Origin of the sequence: Nostoc sp. UHCC 0251, assembly GCF_034932245.1 — a bacterium.
Taxonomy (GTDB): Bacteria; Cyanobacteriota; Cyanobacteriia; order Cyanobacteriales; family Nostocaceae; genus Nostoc.
In genome coordinates, this window is sequence record NZ_JAYGHD010000090.1 from 1 (window position 1) to 15,992 (window position 15,992).

At 40.4% G+C, this 15,992-nt stretch carries 13 protein-coding genes; 2 read left to right on the plus strand and 11 right to left on the minus strand.

What is annotated here, in order from left to right; genetic code table 11:
- Window positions 1-81: 81 nt before the first annotated feature.
- The 8 genes from VB740_RS12515 to VB740_RS12550 form a co-directional block, all read right to left on the minus strand.
- Complete coding sequence (locus tag VB740_RS12515; RefSeq protein ID WP_323200324.1) at window positions 82-954, minus strand: isoaspartyl peptidase/L-asparaginase family protein; 873 nt, start codon at window positions 952-954, stop codon at window positions 82-84.
- A gap of 14 nt (window positions 955-968) precedes the next feature.
- Window positions 969-2,678, minus strand: a complete 1,710-nt coding sequence (gene hflX, locus VB740_RS12520) for a GTPase HflX (RefSeq protein WP_323200325.1) — start codon at window positions 2,676-2,678, stop codon at window positions 969-971.
- A gap of 620 nt (window positions 2,679-3,298) precedes the next feature.
- Window positions 3,299-4,177, minus strand: coding sequence for a PIN domain-containing protein (locus VB740_RS12525; protein ID WP_323200326.1), 879 nt, complete (start codon window positions 4,175-4,177; stop codon window positions 3,299-3,301).
- Window positions 4,178-4,307: 130 nt separating this feature from the next.
- Complete coding sequence (locus VB740_RS12530; protein ID WP_323200327.1) at window positions 4,308-4,847, minus strand: DOMON-like domain-containing protein; 540 nt, start codon at window positions 4,845-4,847, stop codon at window positions 4,308-4,310.
- Window positions 4,844-5,983 carry an aminoglycoside phosphotransferase family protein gene (locus VB740_RS12535; protein WP_323200328.1) on the minus strand — a complete coding sequence of 380 codons (1,140 nt, stop codon included), beginning with the start codon at window positions 5,981-5,983 and terminating at the stop codon, window positions 4,844-4,846. The genes VB740_RS12530 and VB740_RS12535 overlap by 4 nt, the downstream gene beginning before the upstream one ends.
- Window positions 5,984-6,213: 230 nt before the next feature.
- A complete protein-coding gene (locus VB740_RS12540; protein WP_323200329.1) occupies window positions 6,214-7,518 on the minus strand; it encodes a Tudor-knot domain-containing protein in 1,305 nt (434 codons plus the stop codon).
- Window positions 7,519-8,346: 828 nt separating this feature from the next.
- The gene (locus VB740_RS12545) at window positions 8,347-9,786 is read right to left on the minus strand and encodes an MlaD family protein (RefSeq protein WP_323200330.1); all 1,440 of its coding nucleotides are present in this window, start codon (window positions 9,784-9,786) and stop codon (window positions 8,347-8,349) included.
- Between the two features lie 85 nt (window positions 9,787-9,871).
- Window positions 9,872-10,654 carry an ABC transporter ATP-binding protein gene (locus VB740_RS12550; RefSeq protein WP_323200331.1) on the minus strand — a complete coding sequence of 261 codons (783 nt, stop codon included), beginning with the start codon at window positions 10,652-10,654 and terminating at the stop codon, window positions 9,872-9,874.
- 810 nt (window positions 10,655-11,464) lie between these two features.
- Between VB740_RS12550 and VB740_RS12555 the strand changes: the two genes are divergently transcribed.
- Window positions 11,465-12,511 carry a low specificity L-threonine aldolase gene (locus VB740_RS12555; protein ID WP_323200332.1) on the plus strand — a complete coding sequence of 349 codons (1,047 nt, stop codon included), beginning with the start codon at window positions 11,465-11,467 and terminating at the stop codon, window positions 12,509-12,511.
- Between the two features lie 16 nt (window positions 12,512-12,527).
- Here the strand turns inward: VB740_RS12555 and VB740_RS12560 are convergent, their stop codons facing one another.
- Together VB740_RS12560 and VB740_RS12565 are read right to left on the minus strand one after the other, a co-directional pair.
- Window positions 12,528-12,962: a thermonuclease family protein gene (locus VB740_RS12560; protein ID WP_323200333.1), complete on the minus strand. Its 435-nt coding sequence runs from the start codon at window positions 12,960-12,962 to the stop codon at window positions 12,528-12,530.
- A 201-nt stretch (window positions 12,963-13,163) separates the two neighbouring features.
- On the minus strand, window positions 13,164-14,432 hold the full coding sequence (locus VB740_RS12565) for an ATP-binding protein (RefSeq protein ID WP_323200334.1): 1,269 nt from the start codon (window positions 14,430-14,432) through the stop codon (window positions 13,164-13,166).
- Between the two features lie 572 nt (window positions 14,433-15,004).
- On the opposite strand from VB740_RS12565, the gene VB740_RS12570 reads away from it, so the two are divergent.
- Window positions 15,005-15,535 carry a DM13 domain-containing protein gene (locus VB740_RS12570; protein WP_323200335.1) on the plus strand — a complete coding sequence of 177 codons (531 nt, stop codon included), beginning with the start codon at window positions 15,005-15,007 and terminating at the stop codon, window positions 15,533-15,535.
- Between the two features lie 139 nt (window positions 15,536-15,674).
- Here the strand turns inward: VB740_RS12570 and VB740_RS12575 are convergent.
- Window positions 15,675-15,992, minus strand: a 318-nt coding sequence (locus VB740_RS12575; protein WP_323200336.1) for a hypothetical protein, incomplete at its 5' end; no start/stop codon positions are given.

Sequence of the window (15,992 nt, forward strand, 5' to 3'; positions counted from 1 at the left end):
TGTCGCTAACGCACCCTACGTATCTTTTCAAAAATCAAACCGGATTCCTATATTACCGTAGCCATTACGAATTGGTATGAGTTATTTCTTGGTAAAGACAGCCACCTTGTCTTGTCCTGCGGTCATATATGCACAAGCCATGTGTGATGAGTTATACGCCCAGCCAACGCGTCCTTGACGGTCTATGAGGATGCACCCAGCTTCACCTTTAACCCTAGAAACTAAAGCATCAATTGCCAGCTGTGCTGCTTCATCTGGGTGTCTGTCTCCACTCAAAAAATCGATCGCAGTTTTAGCTAAAACCACCGGGATAATCGACTCGCCATCACCTGTTGTTGAGCAACCGCCGATTTTATTATCAGCGTATAAGCCACAGCCAACAAGGGCAGTGTCACCGACGCGACCTTGTTGCTGCTTCGTAGTACCTCCAGTTGAAGTGCCAGCAGCTAAGACACCACTAGCATCCAAAGCTACACAACCTATAGTATTGGGGCGATCAATCACTTCCTGATCTTCCTTCCACTGCTGCCATTGCTCCTCGGCTACTAAGTCTTGTTTTTTACACATTTCGGCACCGCAATCTACAGCGAAGCGTTCTCCACCCCGCGCCACTAGCAGCCTGGGTTTTTCATCCATAATTTTTCGTGCAACCGAGATTGGATGACGTATGCCCTGAACTGCTGCGATCGCTCCCCAACTTAAAGAGCCTTCCATGATCGCCGCGTCTAACTCCACCTCTCCGTCGCTGTTGAGAGTTGCACCAAGACCAGCGTTAAATGTCGGATCAGCTTCCAGAACACGGGTAGCTGCTTCAACAGCTTCTGCGGCAGTACCTCCACTTATTAGTACAGCCCAACCGGCTTCTACTGCTGCTGTACAGCCTGCATTGTTGGCTGCAACTTTATCGTCTGTGATGGTTTTTGCCCCACCGTGAACAATGATGGTCGGTATCATATAATTTCTTCTTGTTAGTATGAATTTTGTGGGACTGCGATCGCCTGAACGGGTTCGTCAATTAGTTGCAGCGATCGCATTTTTAAAGTCTCTAAACCCAAGCGCTGGGTTGCTGATATAAACACAGCTTCGGGATACTCTTGTTGAACTCTAGCCAAGGTTTCGCTATCTACTTGGTCAACTTTGTTAAAAGCAATCAAAGTTTTTTCTGGAATCTCAGGCATTTCTTCGAGTATTTCCAGCACACTTGCAATATGACTTTCCCAAGCTGGATGGGACAAATCCACAACATGAATCATGGCATCTGCCTCAACTACTTCCTCCAATGTGGCGCGAAATGCATCCATCAGTGGTGGCGGGAGTTCGTGAATAAACCCTACAGTATCTGTGAGCAGAATCGACCTGCGTTGTTGTGTTTCTGGTTCTGTAATTACTACCTTGCGGGTTGTTGGGTCGAGGGTAGCAAATAGTTGATCTGCGGTGTATACTTCTGCATTAGTCAACACATTTAGCAGAGTAGATTTACCAGCGTTGGTATAGCCAACTAATGCCAGAACCGGAATTTCTTGCTGTTGTCGTTGTTGTCTAATGCGGGCGCGATGTGCTTGTAATTGGTTTACTTCTTCCTGTAGTTGACCAATCCGGCGTTGAATTGTGCGCCGTTCCGTCTCTAGTTTTGTTTCACCAGGGCCTCGCGTACCAATCCCCGCACCTAATCGAGACATTTCCTGACCACGACCGCGCAGCCGAGGTAACATATATTCGAGTTGTGCTAGCTCTACTTGTAATTTACCTTCTTGAGTGCGAGCGCGTTGAGCGAAAATATCTAGAATTACTTCCGTGCGGTCTACAACTCGGATGCCAATCTCTTGTTCTAAATTGCGGGCTTGAGATGCAGAAATATCTCGGTCAAAAACGATTAAATTAGCTCTTAGTTTTTGAGCCAAAAGGGTGATTTCTTCAATTTTTCCCTTACCGACTACTGTTTGGGGATGGATGCGATGTCTGCGACGGGCTACGCCTACGCGCTTTTGCCGCATTGTATCCAGTACAATACCCTTAGCGCTTTCGACTAAACGCACTAGTTCTGCCACCCCATCTTCAAACCGTTGCACAGATACATCTTCTGTCTGCACTCCCACCAGCAACACCCTGTCTTGGTCAGAGACAACTTCTTGAGATAGGAATATTCCATCTCCAGCATCAGCAATTTCTCTCTCCCATTCGTGAACTAGCTCATCAAATTCTTGTTCGGTTAAGTCATCTAAACTTAGAGGAGGTGAAATTACCCAAGGACTTTCTCTATCGGGGAAAAGGTAAGTTAGAAAAGCTTCTTTTACTTCGCTATCAGTTGCAATTAATATTACAAGAGCATCTAAGCGCTGACGCATCATTGCGATCAACGATGCTTCATCAGGTGGTTCTGATTTAAATTGAGTAGCAACACAACGGATTCCGCTCAAGCGTTCGGCACTGCGGCGTGGTAATTCTTCAGGCGGAATTTGAGTTTGATTTGGTGTTCCTACAGCAATTCGGATAACTTGCCCACGCCGATTGATATAACAACAAACTGGGTGATGAATTTCTTTGCTAATTGCAGTTAAGGCTTGGGCAAATTCCGGCGTAATTAATCTATCTGCTGGTTGATTTTCCTCGTAAAGCCGTTGTAACTGTTTTATTTGGCTAGCTTTTATCCCCTGAGTATTGCCATAAATCTTTTGCATAAATTAACAGTTGATAATTTGCTTTTTAGCTATCTAACTTATATTCTGCACGCTTAAGATTTAATTAACTCTATCAAGGGAAATAAGCAAATTAGTTTATTTTTTTACTAAAATAACGTTACTAATTATTGATCATATATAGATGGATAAAGCAGTATGCATAAAGGTGTAGATGTGTAAATATAGCTATGGTTGAGATATTTAACCTATTTTCCCGCCTGGTAGTGCGATCGCACTTTTAAAATATTCAAACAACGATTTTAAATAGGGATAATTTTTAAAATTACCATTAAGCAGGTAGGCGAAAAAGTTTACAAGTATTATGATTGCGAGTGAGCTTTATTCGTCCCTACCTACTTAATTTTTGCTATGCATCTCTAACCGCGAGTATAATAGCGAAAGCCTTTGTCTCTACCTATGCCGCTGTTGATGCCATTGCCAAGCATGAGTGAGGATTTGATATAGGTTGGGATAATGCGGACGCCAGCACTAACAAGTTTATATTCAAAATAAATGCGATCGCAACCAACCTACTTTCAAAATGCTCAATCACTAATGAGCAAATGTTATACCCACAATAAAGGTCGATTAAATTTAATGACTTTGGGTACAACACGGTATTATGAGCTAGGATTATCTACAGTATGGATCATAGCAACATCAGCCTTGTTCTGAAGATTGATGTCACCTGTCACCAAACTAATCTCAGCAGAAGGTGATATTGCTTCAATTTCAAGAATATTCGCAATAAGCCGATCATCTCCCACTTCAGAATCGAGCCATGAGAGGGTATATTGCATATTTGGCTCTGCTGCTACGGCACGCACTGTTATACTTTTATCGACTGTCACTCCATTGATGAGGGAACCTTGGTTGCGCCAACCTTTAATGCGAGAAATTGACTTTTTAACTTTCTCTCGAAAATCAGGATTTCGGTGATTATTCTTTAGGCTATCGAGTTCACCAAGAACTGTTGGAAGAAGGAGAAAAGTGAAATTTGTATTACCAACAAGAGAACGGTAAGCACAAGGATCAGATTCAGCAACGATAGAATTTGTATCTGGAATTACAATAATCTCTTTAGCTGGTGATGCTTCCAGAATAAGGATTAACTCATCAAACTCATTGATGTCATTTCGCAAATTTTGTTCATTTTTTTCTGAGTTATCTGTGAGCGACCAATTATCTTCTAGTTCAATCCATGTGCGAAGTTTTTTGTCGGCTTCATTGAGCTTGTTCGAGATATCTTTAGGAGCTTTGGCAAACACCAACCTGACAAGTTCAATCCAATGTTCATAATCACGCTTGATCTCATGCTGGAGGTAACGAGTTTCCACAGACGGTTGTCCCCAATAGAACTCTGGCGCTATAAACACTGTGTCATAAGCATAACGGTTAAAGTATTGTACTGGAACTTGGTAAGTTAATTGTATGAGACGTTTGGCAATGGACAGCAATGAAATGCGAAGCCTTGCAGCTTTAGAATTACTGGATAACATATCTTAGAACCAATAACTAATTAAAACCCAACATCTGACATAAAAGTAATTTTTGGCGTTGCTGAATTAAGGGATAAAATTTATGTATTGAAATTTACAACCAGCTTGAGTATCTCCATCAAAATATATCTCACAACTTAACAATAAAACTATCCCGCAGATGAAAGTCAGCCTCCGCGCCTTGATGAGTTAACGCCCAATAAGTAACCTCACCATCTCTATCTTTAATAACGGTAGTAATGCCAACTTCAATGGCTTGTTCTGCCGAGATGATTTTCTCCAAATCTACATCCAACACAAGTATTAAACCATCGGCTTGATTTTGAACATTAAACGCTAGGTTTTCAAAAGCTGTTTCCTCTTGCATTCCTTGACGATACCCATCAAAGCGATAGACATTCCAATGTCCGGCGGGGGAGAGGTTAAATTCCCAATACCGTGCAGAATCTTTGATGCCAAGGAAGAACTCGAAGCAAGTGTCTTGCCAAAGTTTATGCTTGCGTGATGGAGTATTTGATGGCGGGGCGATTACAATTTCTTTGAAATTGCCCTCAAGCATATAGCAGATGGTAAGTTTATTACCATTTCTGGCAATATCACCTGCAATTTTTAAATTAGGCAGGGATCTTGTAGAAGGAAAAGGTTGCAAGGAAAAGGTCTGATCGTTCATTTCATGTCTTTGATAATGTTGCAAATCTGCGTTTCTTGCGATTCAATACTTTCGGTAAGCTTAAACTGGACGATCGCTCTTGCCAAGTTATGTTCTGGGTGCTTGACTTTGAAGTAGACATTCCCCGCTAAATAATCAGCAAAAAATCTCAATCCTAGTTCAAAGGCGATGAGACGAATTGCATCGTATATATATGCATAGTCATTCTCAGTCAGAAATGCCTTTCCTACCGAGAGATAACCTTGTAAAATTCCCTGGCACAGGTCAGTATCGAAATAAACACTGTCCCAATTCTCAGTTTCTTCTCCAGCCGGATTGCAACCCGATCGCAAGCAATCACCAATATCGTAATGTACCAGACCGGGTTTAACAGTGTCGAGGTCGATAACGCTGACGGCTTGCTGGGTAGCAGTGTCAAACATCACGTTATTGATTTTTGGATCGCCGTGCATCAGACGCAGGGGTAGTTTGCCTTCAACTTTGGCATTTTCTAGGATATGTGCAAAGCTTTGGCGATCGCTAACAAACTGCAAGCAATAATTAACTTCCGAAGATTGACTAGCACTAGTTTTCGCCAACACTTCCTCATAATGCTGGAGATAAAGTGGTGTAATATGGAATCCTTGAAGGGTGTCGGCGAGTTTTTCTGGTGGCAAATCGCTGATCAGATTGTGGAACATCCCCAAGGCATAGCCGATTTCTTTCGCGTGTGAGCGATCGCGCATAGTATCAAAAGATTGGGAGCCTTCAATAAAGCTTATCGCCCGCCAAAAGGAGCCGTCTGCATCCCTCCAGTGGTCTTGAGCATCCTTGGTCAAGAGTACGCGTGGCACTTCCCAACGACGATTTAGGGGTGTATGCTGTAACCGTTTGCGAACATGCTCAGTGAAGGTACGCATATTCTGCATAATCAGTTGTGGCTGCCGAAATACTTGTGTATTGATGCGTTGCAGGACAAAATATTGTTCTTCTGAAGAATCTAGAGTCACCAAAAAGGTGTCATTGATATTACCACTTCCAAAAGCTTTAACGCCTGTAACCTTTCCCAGCCTAGCGAATTGATCTGCGATGGCTGCGCCCGCCGAAGGCATCGCCACCAGATTCTCTGCACGCTGTGTATTAAATTCTTCTGTCATGTTTTTGACCTGTACTACTCCTCACATAGATTGCACAAAGGCAATAGGGGATATCGTAGCGCAAGTATTAAAATAATTTGTAATTCTTAATTAAAAAGGGTTTGTTTTCTGATGGTACAAAAACCTCTACCTAACTCACTGGTCGGTTTTAAAAGTACTATTAACACAGGGCGCGACAATAAATAGCCCATCGGAGATATTGTCTTGCCGCCCCCTTGCTAATTCAACAGCTAGGAAATTTCGTCACTATCAACCCACTCATCATAGGATGAGTCATAACCAATGTAGTGAAGAAAGTATTGCTGACCTTGGATTTGCTCAATTGTCGCAGAATACCAAGCCTCTTGGTCATCATCCCAACATTTTACCTTTTGACCCACTGCATATCCATTATCATCTGTAGAGCGAAGATCGCGAGTCCGAATGTCATCTTCGCCTACCCACTCGTCATAAGATGAACCGTAACCAAGGTAATGAACAAAGAATTGGTCATCTTGGATTTTCTCAATTGTTCCCTGATACCAATCTTCTTCCTCATTATCCCAGACTTCTACTGTTTTGCTGAGTTCATACTGATTATTATCTGACTTAACAGCAGATGAAACATCTTGGATAGGCTTTTGTTCCTCTTGTTTAATTTCCTCTTTGACTAAAGTATGGGCTTGCAAAATTAAGCTGCGAGCTACAGTTTGAATTCCCGTATGTTCGTAGTAATTGGTAGTTTGATCTAGGAATGCTGCTACTAAATCTAAATTATCATCAGCAATCTGAATAAAATTACCTAAATTACTAGAAATTGATTGCGGGGTTATGCCTGTTTTAGATACTAAGTTATCCATCCAACCTTGTACAGAGTTGAAACCTTGACTGATAAAACCAACTTTATCAGAGGGGTTACTACCTGGGAGAAAGTTATTGATAGCTAAGAAAACCGGATTTTGAGTTATTGCACCAGTATCAGTGCCACTAATAACTCCGTGAATTTTGCCCAGAAAGTCGGGGCCTAGTGGTAGAATTCCGTCTAGACAAACTAGAGCTACCATCCGCATTAGGGATGCATTTTGATAGTTGTTAGCAAGAGAATTAGCAAACTCTTGGGGATTCGGTTGAGGAATACCATTTAGTTTGCAAAAGGCGATGATTTCAACGGCAATTTTCAATACTAAGTCAATGGATTGAGTTACGTCAGCTTTGGGAGTAATGTTGCCTAAAAAAGACAAAAATCCAATTTTCTCACTCACTTTATTCGCCAAAGCCGCCGCTGCCATAGCTGTGTCTGCTTTATCAATTGTTTGATAAAGTTTGGTTGCGAACTGGTAGCCTTGTTGAGGATCTTCGTATAAAACAACAGCGCGATCGCGGATTTTCTGAATTACCTTAGCATCGGTAACTCCTGTAATGCTGCGAATATTATTCTCAAATCCCGTCAAATTGCTCCACTCACCTGGCGCTATATAATCAAGAGCTTTTAAAACTTTGACAGTGATATTGTCAGTCGGTAATTCGTCAACCAACTGAATAATTGATTTATCCATCAGCCGCTCCTCAAAACTCAAAATATTTTTACAACACAGTTCAAATCAACCCACAACAACCAATACCAGTTGCTATCCTATGGGAAGCCTTTCTCTGGTCAACGCTGTGCGAATTACTGAATCGTATTAATAGAATTCCCCGATCTGTCCGAAAAATAACAACTGGCGATCGCTGCACCGTGACAGGCTAGATAAGAATGGTATCGTACCTCTTAACGCACCTTTCTTTGTATATCACGCAAAATATTAGACATCTGGTGAAAATGAATGTAGAGACGTTGCATTGCAACGTCTCTACAAGGGTTTCAGATAACGCATAATTAATTTCTGGAGATGTCTATTGTATGTTTGAAGCATGACAGCTTCACTGGTTCGCTTGCAGCCTGAATAACTCCTCTGTTTTAAAGACAGATTAGAAGCTGATTTCTTCAGATTGCATTGCCAAGGGGAAATTAGGGACTGGCAAGGGTTGTGGAAAAATCTTCGGTCTACTGACTGTGCTTACCTTGAAGATAATATACAGCTTTATGCTTCCCATATATTGCGGTCTTTACCTATCAAAAATTATCCTCAAAGATGATGTACCCGAAGAGGTTGTAGAAGAATCTTAAGGATAAATGTTTCACTTGATCAACGTAGAAGTTACGAGCTGCACCAAGAATCATAATGTAAATTATGAAATTTGATCGTTTCCAGAGATGGAATACCATTCGTCACTGGTTAGAAATCAATAATTACGTAATATGGGAGAAGCAAGTAATGCTTGCTTCTCCCATCTTTTAATGACTTCCAAAATTTAAAATCTAAAATTCGGTCAACCTATATTACCTATTTTTCCGCCTCCAGTTGCTCCCGTTGCTTACTATACTCCCGCAGCTGCTTTAAGAGGTCTTCTTGGGATGAGTTAGGGATAGACGGACTGGGGGTTGGTTGAAAGTTGGTGTCGGTACTTTCAAAATTAGTAGTTGAGGGATTAATGACATAGACGGGTAGAGACTTATCATTAGACATCGCCTCTTGGGTTGGTGCTGGGGTAGGAATTAGATTCTTTGGTTTGCTCACAACAGTTTTTACCGAATCTAGAGTAGTAGCAACTTGCACTTGTTGCTGCATCTGTTGTGTAGAAGATACTAAACCACTAAGACCATTCACCAATTGCCGCAAATTTTGGCGGAAAGTAGGATCACCTGTCAACTCATCCAAATCAGATGTAATTTTTTGGCTATTTTCAAACGTTACTCGTGCTGAATCTAAAGTTTGTTGCAGCAACACCACATTCTTTGGATCGTTTAAGGTTTTAGAAGCATCGCGTAAATTAGCTGAGGCTTGCGCTGCATTTGCTGAAAGAGTTTCTAAATTGTTGAGTAATTCTCCTTGAGTCAGTCGATTGACAGATGGTGATAGGCTACTGACTGTAACACGCAGTTGGTTACTGGTTTCGGTGATATTATTCAAAGCGCCAACCAGCGAAGAACGATTTGTTGTCAACAAATTATCCAGGTTGGTAAGCAAACGATTTGCTTGAGTTGCAGTTGCACCGACTTGACTTACAGTTTGAGTCGCGGATGCATTAAGTTGGTTTGTCGCTCGTTGCACTGAATTAGCAGTAGCCGAAAATGTATTTAGTTGTTGCTGCAAACTTTTGGTCAAACCTTGTAAATCTTGACTTAGCTCAGTAAAACTGGATGCTGCGCTTGTGGTAGTTTCTAGAACCCTATTGACACTTCTATAAAATTTTGGGTCAGTATATACAGCGGCTAGCTCAGTTGAACTGCGAATTAGTTGATCAACACTAATGCCAATCTGACCTTTTAACCGAGAGCCATTACAAATTATCAGGCTGGGATCACAATTTCTATCTAGGGGTTTAGCGATCGCAACCCCAGCAGGTAAGGTTGCTTTTGGCGTGATATCGATAATACTTTCGCTAATTAATCCGCTTTGATTAGCTTCTACTACTACATTCCGAGGGAGAATCAGGTCAGTTTGGGCAATTTCAATCTCTACATCAATGGCATTTGGCCCTGGTCTAACTTGGGAAATAGTTCCTACCTTAACGCCTCGATAGCGAACTGTTGCTCCCTTTTGCATTCCGCCAGCGTTAGCAAATTCCACAATAACTTTGTATGAACGGCCGGAAGCAGTTACTCTATTTAACCATAAAAAGAGTAATCCAAATACCCCTAATCCTAGCAGGAGTAATAACCCCACAGAGCCTTCTCTAAATGTTCGCCCAGACGCGAAGCGGCTTGTCATAAGACCTCGCATTTTTTTTCTCCACCCAATAATTAGTTATGAGTTAGGAGTTGGGAGTTGATTTAACTCGCGCTCCTGATTCTTAACTTCTCACTTTCTAACCGACGACTTGAATCGGCCCTTGCACACTTCCACTGAGAAATTGTTTGATCAAGGGATGTTCTGTGTTGTATGTTTCACTAACTGTACCCTGCCACTGCACTCTACCTTCATAGAGAAATATAAGTCTATCAGCTGTACGGCGCATAGTGCTGTCTTGGTGGGTAACAACAGCATAGGTACTACAAACTCCATGTAAACATTGTAAATGGCGGATTAAATCTTCGATTACTGTTGAGGCAATGGGATCAAGTCCGGCTGTTGGTTCATCGTATAGTAGAACTTCTGGGGTTTCTGAAGGATTATCTGGGTTAGACATAATCGCACGGGCAAAACTTACCCGTTTTCGCATTCCCCCGGAAAGTTCGGCTGGGTAGAGGTGGCCTATTGCTGGCAAACCTACCATCTCCAATTTTTCTTTTACCAATTCTCCAATGCGCGATCGCGGTAGCTTTGAATTTTGATAAAGTAAAAATCCCACATTTTCCTCCACCGTCAGCGAATCAAATAGTGCCGCCTGCTGAAACACCATACCAATGCCAATTTGCTGGGCACCATCCTCAATCAAACCGTCTCGCCGCACTCCTTGCACATAAATTTCTCCTTCATCAGGACTCAGTAACCCCGCCATTATGCGTAAAATTGTTGATTTACCAGTCCCTGAAGGGCCAATAATCCCCAGTGCTTCTCCCCGGTGAACGGTCAAGTCTACATTATCTAGAACTTTATGGCTACCAAAGGACTTAGAAACACCTTTCAGTTCAATCAATGGTTCAGTCATTTGTATTAGTCATTAGTGAGCCAGTGCCTTAGGCGGGTTTCCCAATTTGTACCCCTACAAGGATGTTGCTACCCGCAGCATCTCCCGTTCTCCCATTCGTGAGAGGCTAGCGCCTGCCGTAGGATGCCCATACTCCTATGGTGAAGCAAGCTACGCGTAGCGTCTCTTTAGGAGAAGGGCTGTAGGGAGAAGCAAGTGGCGTTGGCGACGTACCCCTGAAAAGAAGCAGAGCTACGTGTAGCGGACGCACCAGAAAGAGCATCACCCGGAGAGTCATTAGTCAGTAGAAAATAAACAAATGACTACTCACAACTAATAAAGGACAAATACGCCCAATAGTGATGTCATAGTTATTGGTCAGGACATTGTATGGTACATTATAAGTATATGATTAGCATTTTAATTAGCAAAATTTATTTTTTTAGTAATAATACTTAGTTATTAGCAATGTTTAACGTCTCAGAATCTCCTCAACGCAAGGCTGACGAAGACACCATAGTAATTTAACGTCTCAAAAAGAGAAAGTTAAGTATTGTAGGGTGCGTTAGGATCAAATCCGTAACGCACCGAATCCCTGGTAATAGTGCGTTACGCTGTCGCTAACGCACCCTACGTATCTTTTCAAAAATCAAACCGGATTCCTATAGATATTAAATATTTAGTTTACTACCATCCCCAGTTCTTGTAATTAGCCTAGTTATTAAATAATTTGAGAGATTAATAGCATCTCCCATAAATTTTGGCATTTGGCAACTCCAAAATTATTCACTAATATTAGAACCATTACTGATACAAATTAAAGTAAAGATTATGATTAGTCACTTAGAGCAGTTTGCAAGTGATAATTCCTCTGGGATTTGCCCGGAAGCATTGGAATATATGATTAGGGCAAATCAAGGTAGTGTTCCAGCCTATGGAAATGATGAATGGACTCAAAAAGCCACAGATTATTTTCGCAAACTCTTTGAGATTGATTGTGAAGTATTTTTTACTTTTAATGGTACAGCCGCTAATTCTTTATCTTTAGCTGCTCTTTGTCAGTCATATCACAGCGTCATTTGTCATGAAACATCTCATATAGAAACAGATGAATGTGGCGCACCTGAATTTGCATCTAATGGCTCTAAACTATTACTTGCTCAAGGCAAAAATGGCAAGTTAACATCAGAGTCGATAGAGGCAATTGTCACTAAACGCACTGATATTCATTATCCCAAGCCTAAAGTTATTAGTATTACACAATCAACTGAGTTAGGAACTTTATATTCCATTGAAGAACTTCTGAAAATTAAGGAAGTTGCGAAAAAGTATAACTTAAAAGTCCACATGGATGGCGCTCGTTTTGCAAATGCAGTTGCCGCTATGAATAAAAGCCCTGCTGAAATTACTTGGAAAAGTGGAGTGGATGTGTTGTGCTTTTGTGGTACAAAGAATGGCATGGCATTAGGTGAAGCAATTCTTTTCTTCAACAAAGAGCTAGCAGAGGATTTTGATTATCGATGCAAACAAGCAGGTCAGCTAGCCTCAAAAATGCGGTTTATCTCTGCTCCTTGGCTGGGTTTATTAGAAACTGGTGCGTGGCTTAAAAATGCCAGACATGCCAATCAATGTGCTGATTACTTAGAGAATCAACTATTAAATATAGAAGGTGTTGACTTGATGTTTCCTAGAGAAGCCAACGCCGTGTTTGTTAAACTACCAGAAAAAGTCATTCACGTTTTAAAAGCAAAGAATTGGCAGTTTTATACATTTATTGGTGTGGGAGGAGTACGTTTTATGTGTTCTTGGAATACCACAACATCAAGGATTGACGAATTGATAGATGATATTAAGAATGCAAATATTTCTAAAAAATAAATATGAAAAATCTAAATTAACGTGAATTCGACTTCACTTTTGATTGCTGCCACAATCCCAAGCGCTTATTTTTAGCATTTGCTTCTGCAATTAAAAATTGGGTTTTGCTCTCGTAGCAGTTTTGTAAAGTTTCTCGGTCAACCACGGCATTCCCTGACTCTACCAAAAGGAGGTTTACTGACCGATTATCCACAAATACTTCACCAGCCATGCGGTCATTTTTGAGTTCTTCTGTGCTTCTAATCACAACAGGAGTTTGAGGTGGTAGTAGCTGTTTTAGCCTTTGAGTTGCTGCTAAACGATAGGGCTGACCAGTCGCCTCTGGTGCTTTAATACACGCTAGTCTGATTGGAATTGTTTGTCCTACATTATCTTTAACCAAAATTGTGTTCCCGTCTGCAACACCAACTACTGTAGCTAGCACTAAAATTAATTCAAGTAATTCCATCATTTTGTCTGTAATATTTTATGCATAATATAATGTTATTTTACTACTTGGAATTTTAGTGTGATTTATCTCACAAGTTATCAGTAAAAGCAATAGATATCACCTGTAGTGGTAAAATGCATTTGTATAGCGATCGCGTACCTGTCCAACTTAAGCAACGCTACAATGTCGTGTGTACAGTAATCCTAAATTGTTTGTGAATGTTCATTGAGCAACTAATGGCAATTGAACGCTCACGGTAGTACCTGTCAACAAATCAGAAGAAATTAACAGTTCCCCATTGTGAGCATTAACGATGCGTTTGGTAATAGCAAGTCCTAGCCCAGTGCCACAAGGTTTTGTGGAGAAGAATGACTGAGAAAGCTTGGCGAGAACTTCTAATGGAATTGGTTCGCCGCAATTGTGGACATTAATGCAGACTTTATCTGTATGCGAACAGTCTACTTGCCACTTCACAATATCTCCTGGTGCAACTGCCTCGCAAGCATTGCGGACAATGTTGATAAATACTTGTTTGAGTTTGTCTTTATCCCCCGAAATTTTCACCACAGGGGACGCTGGAATAAATTCAATTTGTCGTTCCAGAGCTTCTGGCATTTCAAGAATGCATACCAGTAACTCATGAATAAATTCATTCACATCTAATTCACAAAGCTGCAACACTTGGGGCTTGGCGTAGAGCAAAATTTCACTCAGCAGACGTTCCAGACGACTAGCTTCGCTCAGTGCCAATGCTAATCGCTCTTGAGCAGGTTCATTCAAAATGGTTTTTCGGAAATACTTTAATCCCATAATCATTGTAGTTAAGGGATTACGAATTTCATGCACAATAATGGCAGCAAATTCACCAATAGCTGCCAATCGTTCTTGTTCTAAAAGCTTGGCTTGGGCTGCTCGTAATTCTGTGGTACGTTTTTCAACCTCAGCTTCCAAAATATGATTAAATTGGCATTGTTGTTGATAAAAATGATAATTATCAATCGCTGTTGCAGCCCGTTCAGCAAACAATTCCACAATTTGGATATCTTGTTTTGTAAAATCACGTGGTTGGTGATTAAAAGAACAGATAGTACCAATTACTTTACTTTCAGCAGTCCGCAATGGTATTCCTAAATATGCACAATAACCTTCTGGAGCCTGCCCATATTCTGGGTATTTTTGAACATCTTCCACTGCTAAAGAATGACCCGTTTGGATAACAGTGCCAGTTAGTAAACCATGTAGTGAATAAACATGTTCGCCCTCGCCCATTTCGAGACTACTTGCTAGAACAGTTTCAAACCCTTCTTGGCAAAAAGTAACAACTGTCCAATCAACTCCAATAAGTTCGCTAACTCCGCAGGCAATATTGTGCAAATAGCTACCCAGTTCCCCAGTTCGATAGTTCAAAGAAGACAAACGTGCTATTATTTGCCTTTCACGCTGCCAAGTTTGGTTGTGCAAAAACATTTCATCATTACTGGTTTTGTTCATGGATGCCTATTGCATGGGTTATAAAAATAACTTCAAAAATCAACTGGATAGTTATTTGGGCCAAGCTGCACTAGTTTGATAGAAAGATTTTACTAGAGACATATGCTCTTTGCATAAAAGAAAATCATGAGATTTATTTAGTAAAGTATAATTTTATACAATTTAATATATATGAATAAATAAGGGATGTTATTGCCAGAAAAGTTAAACAATTCCAGAGTATTGTGTTTACTTCATTTCAATCTGTTATCTTCACGATGACATATAGCAATCCTCAATTAGATTGTTAAATTCGTCGTAGAGGTAGGCAATAGGGAATAGGCAATAGGCAATAGATTTTTTCCACGAATGATTTTGGATTGCTATAGTTGCATTTATTTATGCTTATGCACTGACATGCTGAAAATTGAGATTTTGCTGAGAAATCCATAAGAACTTTCTAAACAAAATCTCAGGTTTTTATCTATTAATCTTTAGAAACTTCTAATTCTAAACTAATTATTGAAGTGATAATTAATTCAAGGCTCAATCCAAAAGCTATATTATTGATTAATGTGTTGAGGTATTTAATCATGAAAATCAGAGATTTATTAATCCTAAGTTTGTCTTCACTTATCTTGATTAGCTGTGTGCAAGAAGTATCCAGTAATAAGTCAAATAAAAGTGCAAGTGCTGTGAATACATCTCTCCCTACATCTTCAAATCCGCCAAAATATCTATCCACCTCAGCACAATCTCAGAAATCAACTGCTATTAAGTCAGGCAGTTTTGTTTCTGGAGAACATACAACTCAAGGAAAAGTAAGTATTACAAGCAAAGATGGTAAATCATTTCTAGAGCTTGAACAGTCGTTTAAAACCTCTGAATTAGGGCCGGATTTAGTAGTAATTTTGCATCGCTCAGATAACGTAATTGGTTCCACTAAGCCGCCAGCTTATCCTTTGAAAAAAGGAGATTATATCATTATTGCTCCCTTGAAAAAATATAGTGGCGCTCAAATGTATGCAATTCCTAACAACATCAATTTAGCAGACTATAAATCTGCGGCTATCTGGTGTCGTAAGTTCAATGCTACTTTTGGCGCTGCTAAGTTGAATAGTTAAAAATTAACTAAAGAATTGATCGTCGTGAGTGGGGAAGGGAGAGTTGCGAGTAATATACACCTGCTACATCTTTGCAAGTCTAAGCTAATATAACTACAAGCCATAGCCCAAGTCTATGGCTATAAAATTAACATTTACATTAGACAGTTTCGATGTGAAAACGATTAAATGCTCTAGCTGCTTCAGGAATTAGCTCAATGTACCAATACCCATTGATTTCATCTGGAAACCAACTAATTATTGCAAGTGCTGGCTGTCCAAATTCATCATCTTTTACTCCAAAGAATTTGCAAAACTTTTCACCTAAATTCCCAATTTGACCAGAAGAATCGCCATCATATCCCGCAGCTTCAGATAATTCACAAGTACGTAATCTGCGATTGTCTTTCATAAAGTAACAATGCTGATAAGCTAATCGGCATTTAAATTGCAACATAGTCACTATTGCCTTTGTTTT

Excerpts from the sequence above, each read along its gene's own strand:
- VB740_RS12540 (WP_323200329.1), bottom strand. The coding sequence starts at position 7,518 with ATGGATAAATCAATTATTCAGTTGGTTGACGAATTACCGACTGACAAT.
- VB740_RS12545 (WP_323200330.1), bottom strand. The coding sequence starts at position 9,786 with ATGCGAGGTCTTATGACAAGCCGCTTCGCGTCTGGGCGAACATTTAGA.
- VB740_RS12560 (WP_323200333.1), bottom strand. The coding sequence starts at position 12,962 with ATGATGGAATTACTTGAATTAATTTTAGTGCTAGCTACAGTAGTTGGT.
- VB740_RS12565 (WP_323200334.1), bottom strand. The coding sequence starts at position 14,432 with ATGAACAAAACCAGTAATGATGAAATGTTTTTGCACAACCAAACTTGG.
- VB740_RS12555 (WP_323200332.1), top strand. The coding sequence starts at position 11,465 with ATGATTAGTCACTTAGAGCAGTTTGCAAGTGATAATTCCTCTGGGATT.
- VB740_RS12515 (WP_323200324.1), bottom strand. The coding sequence starts at position 954 with ATGATACCGACCATCATTGTTCACGGTGGGGCAAAAACCATCACAGAC.
- VB740_RS12535 (WP_323200328.1), bottom strand. The coding sequence starts at position 5,983 with ATGACAGAAGAATTTAATACACAGCGTGCAGAGAATCTGGTGGCGATG.
- VB740_RS12525 (WP_323200326.1), bottom strand. The coding sequence starts at position 4,177 with ATGTTATCCAGTAATTCTAAAGCTGCAAGGCTTCGCATTTCATTGCTG.
- VB740_RS12530 (WP_323200327.1), bottom strand. The coding sequence starts at position 4,847 with ATGAACGATCAGACCTTTTCCTTGCAACCTTTTCCTTCTACAAGATCC.
- VB740_RS12570 (WP_323200335.1), top strand. The coding sequence starts at position 15,005 with ATGAAAATCAGAGATTTATTAATCCTAAGTTTGTCTTCACTTATCTTG.
- VB740_RS12550 (WP_323200331.1), bottom strand. The coding sequence starts at position 10,654 with ATGACTGAACCATTGATTGAACTGAAAGGTGTTTCTAAGTCCTTTGGT.
- hflX (WP_323200325.1), bottom strand. The coding sequence starts at position 2,678 with ATGCAAAAGATTTATGGCAATACTCAGGGGATAAAAGCTAGCCAAATA.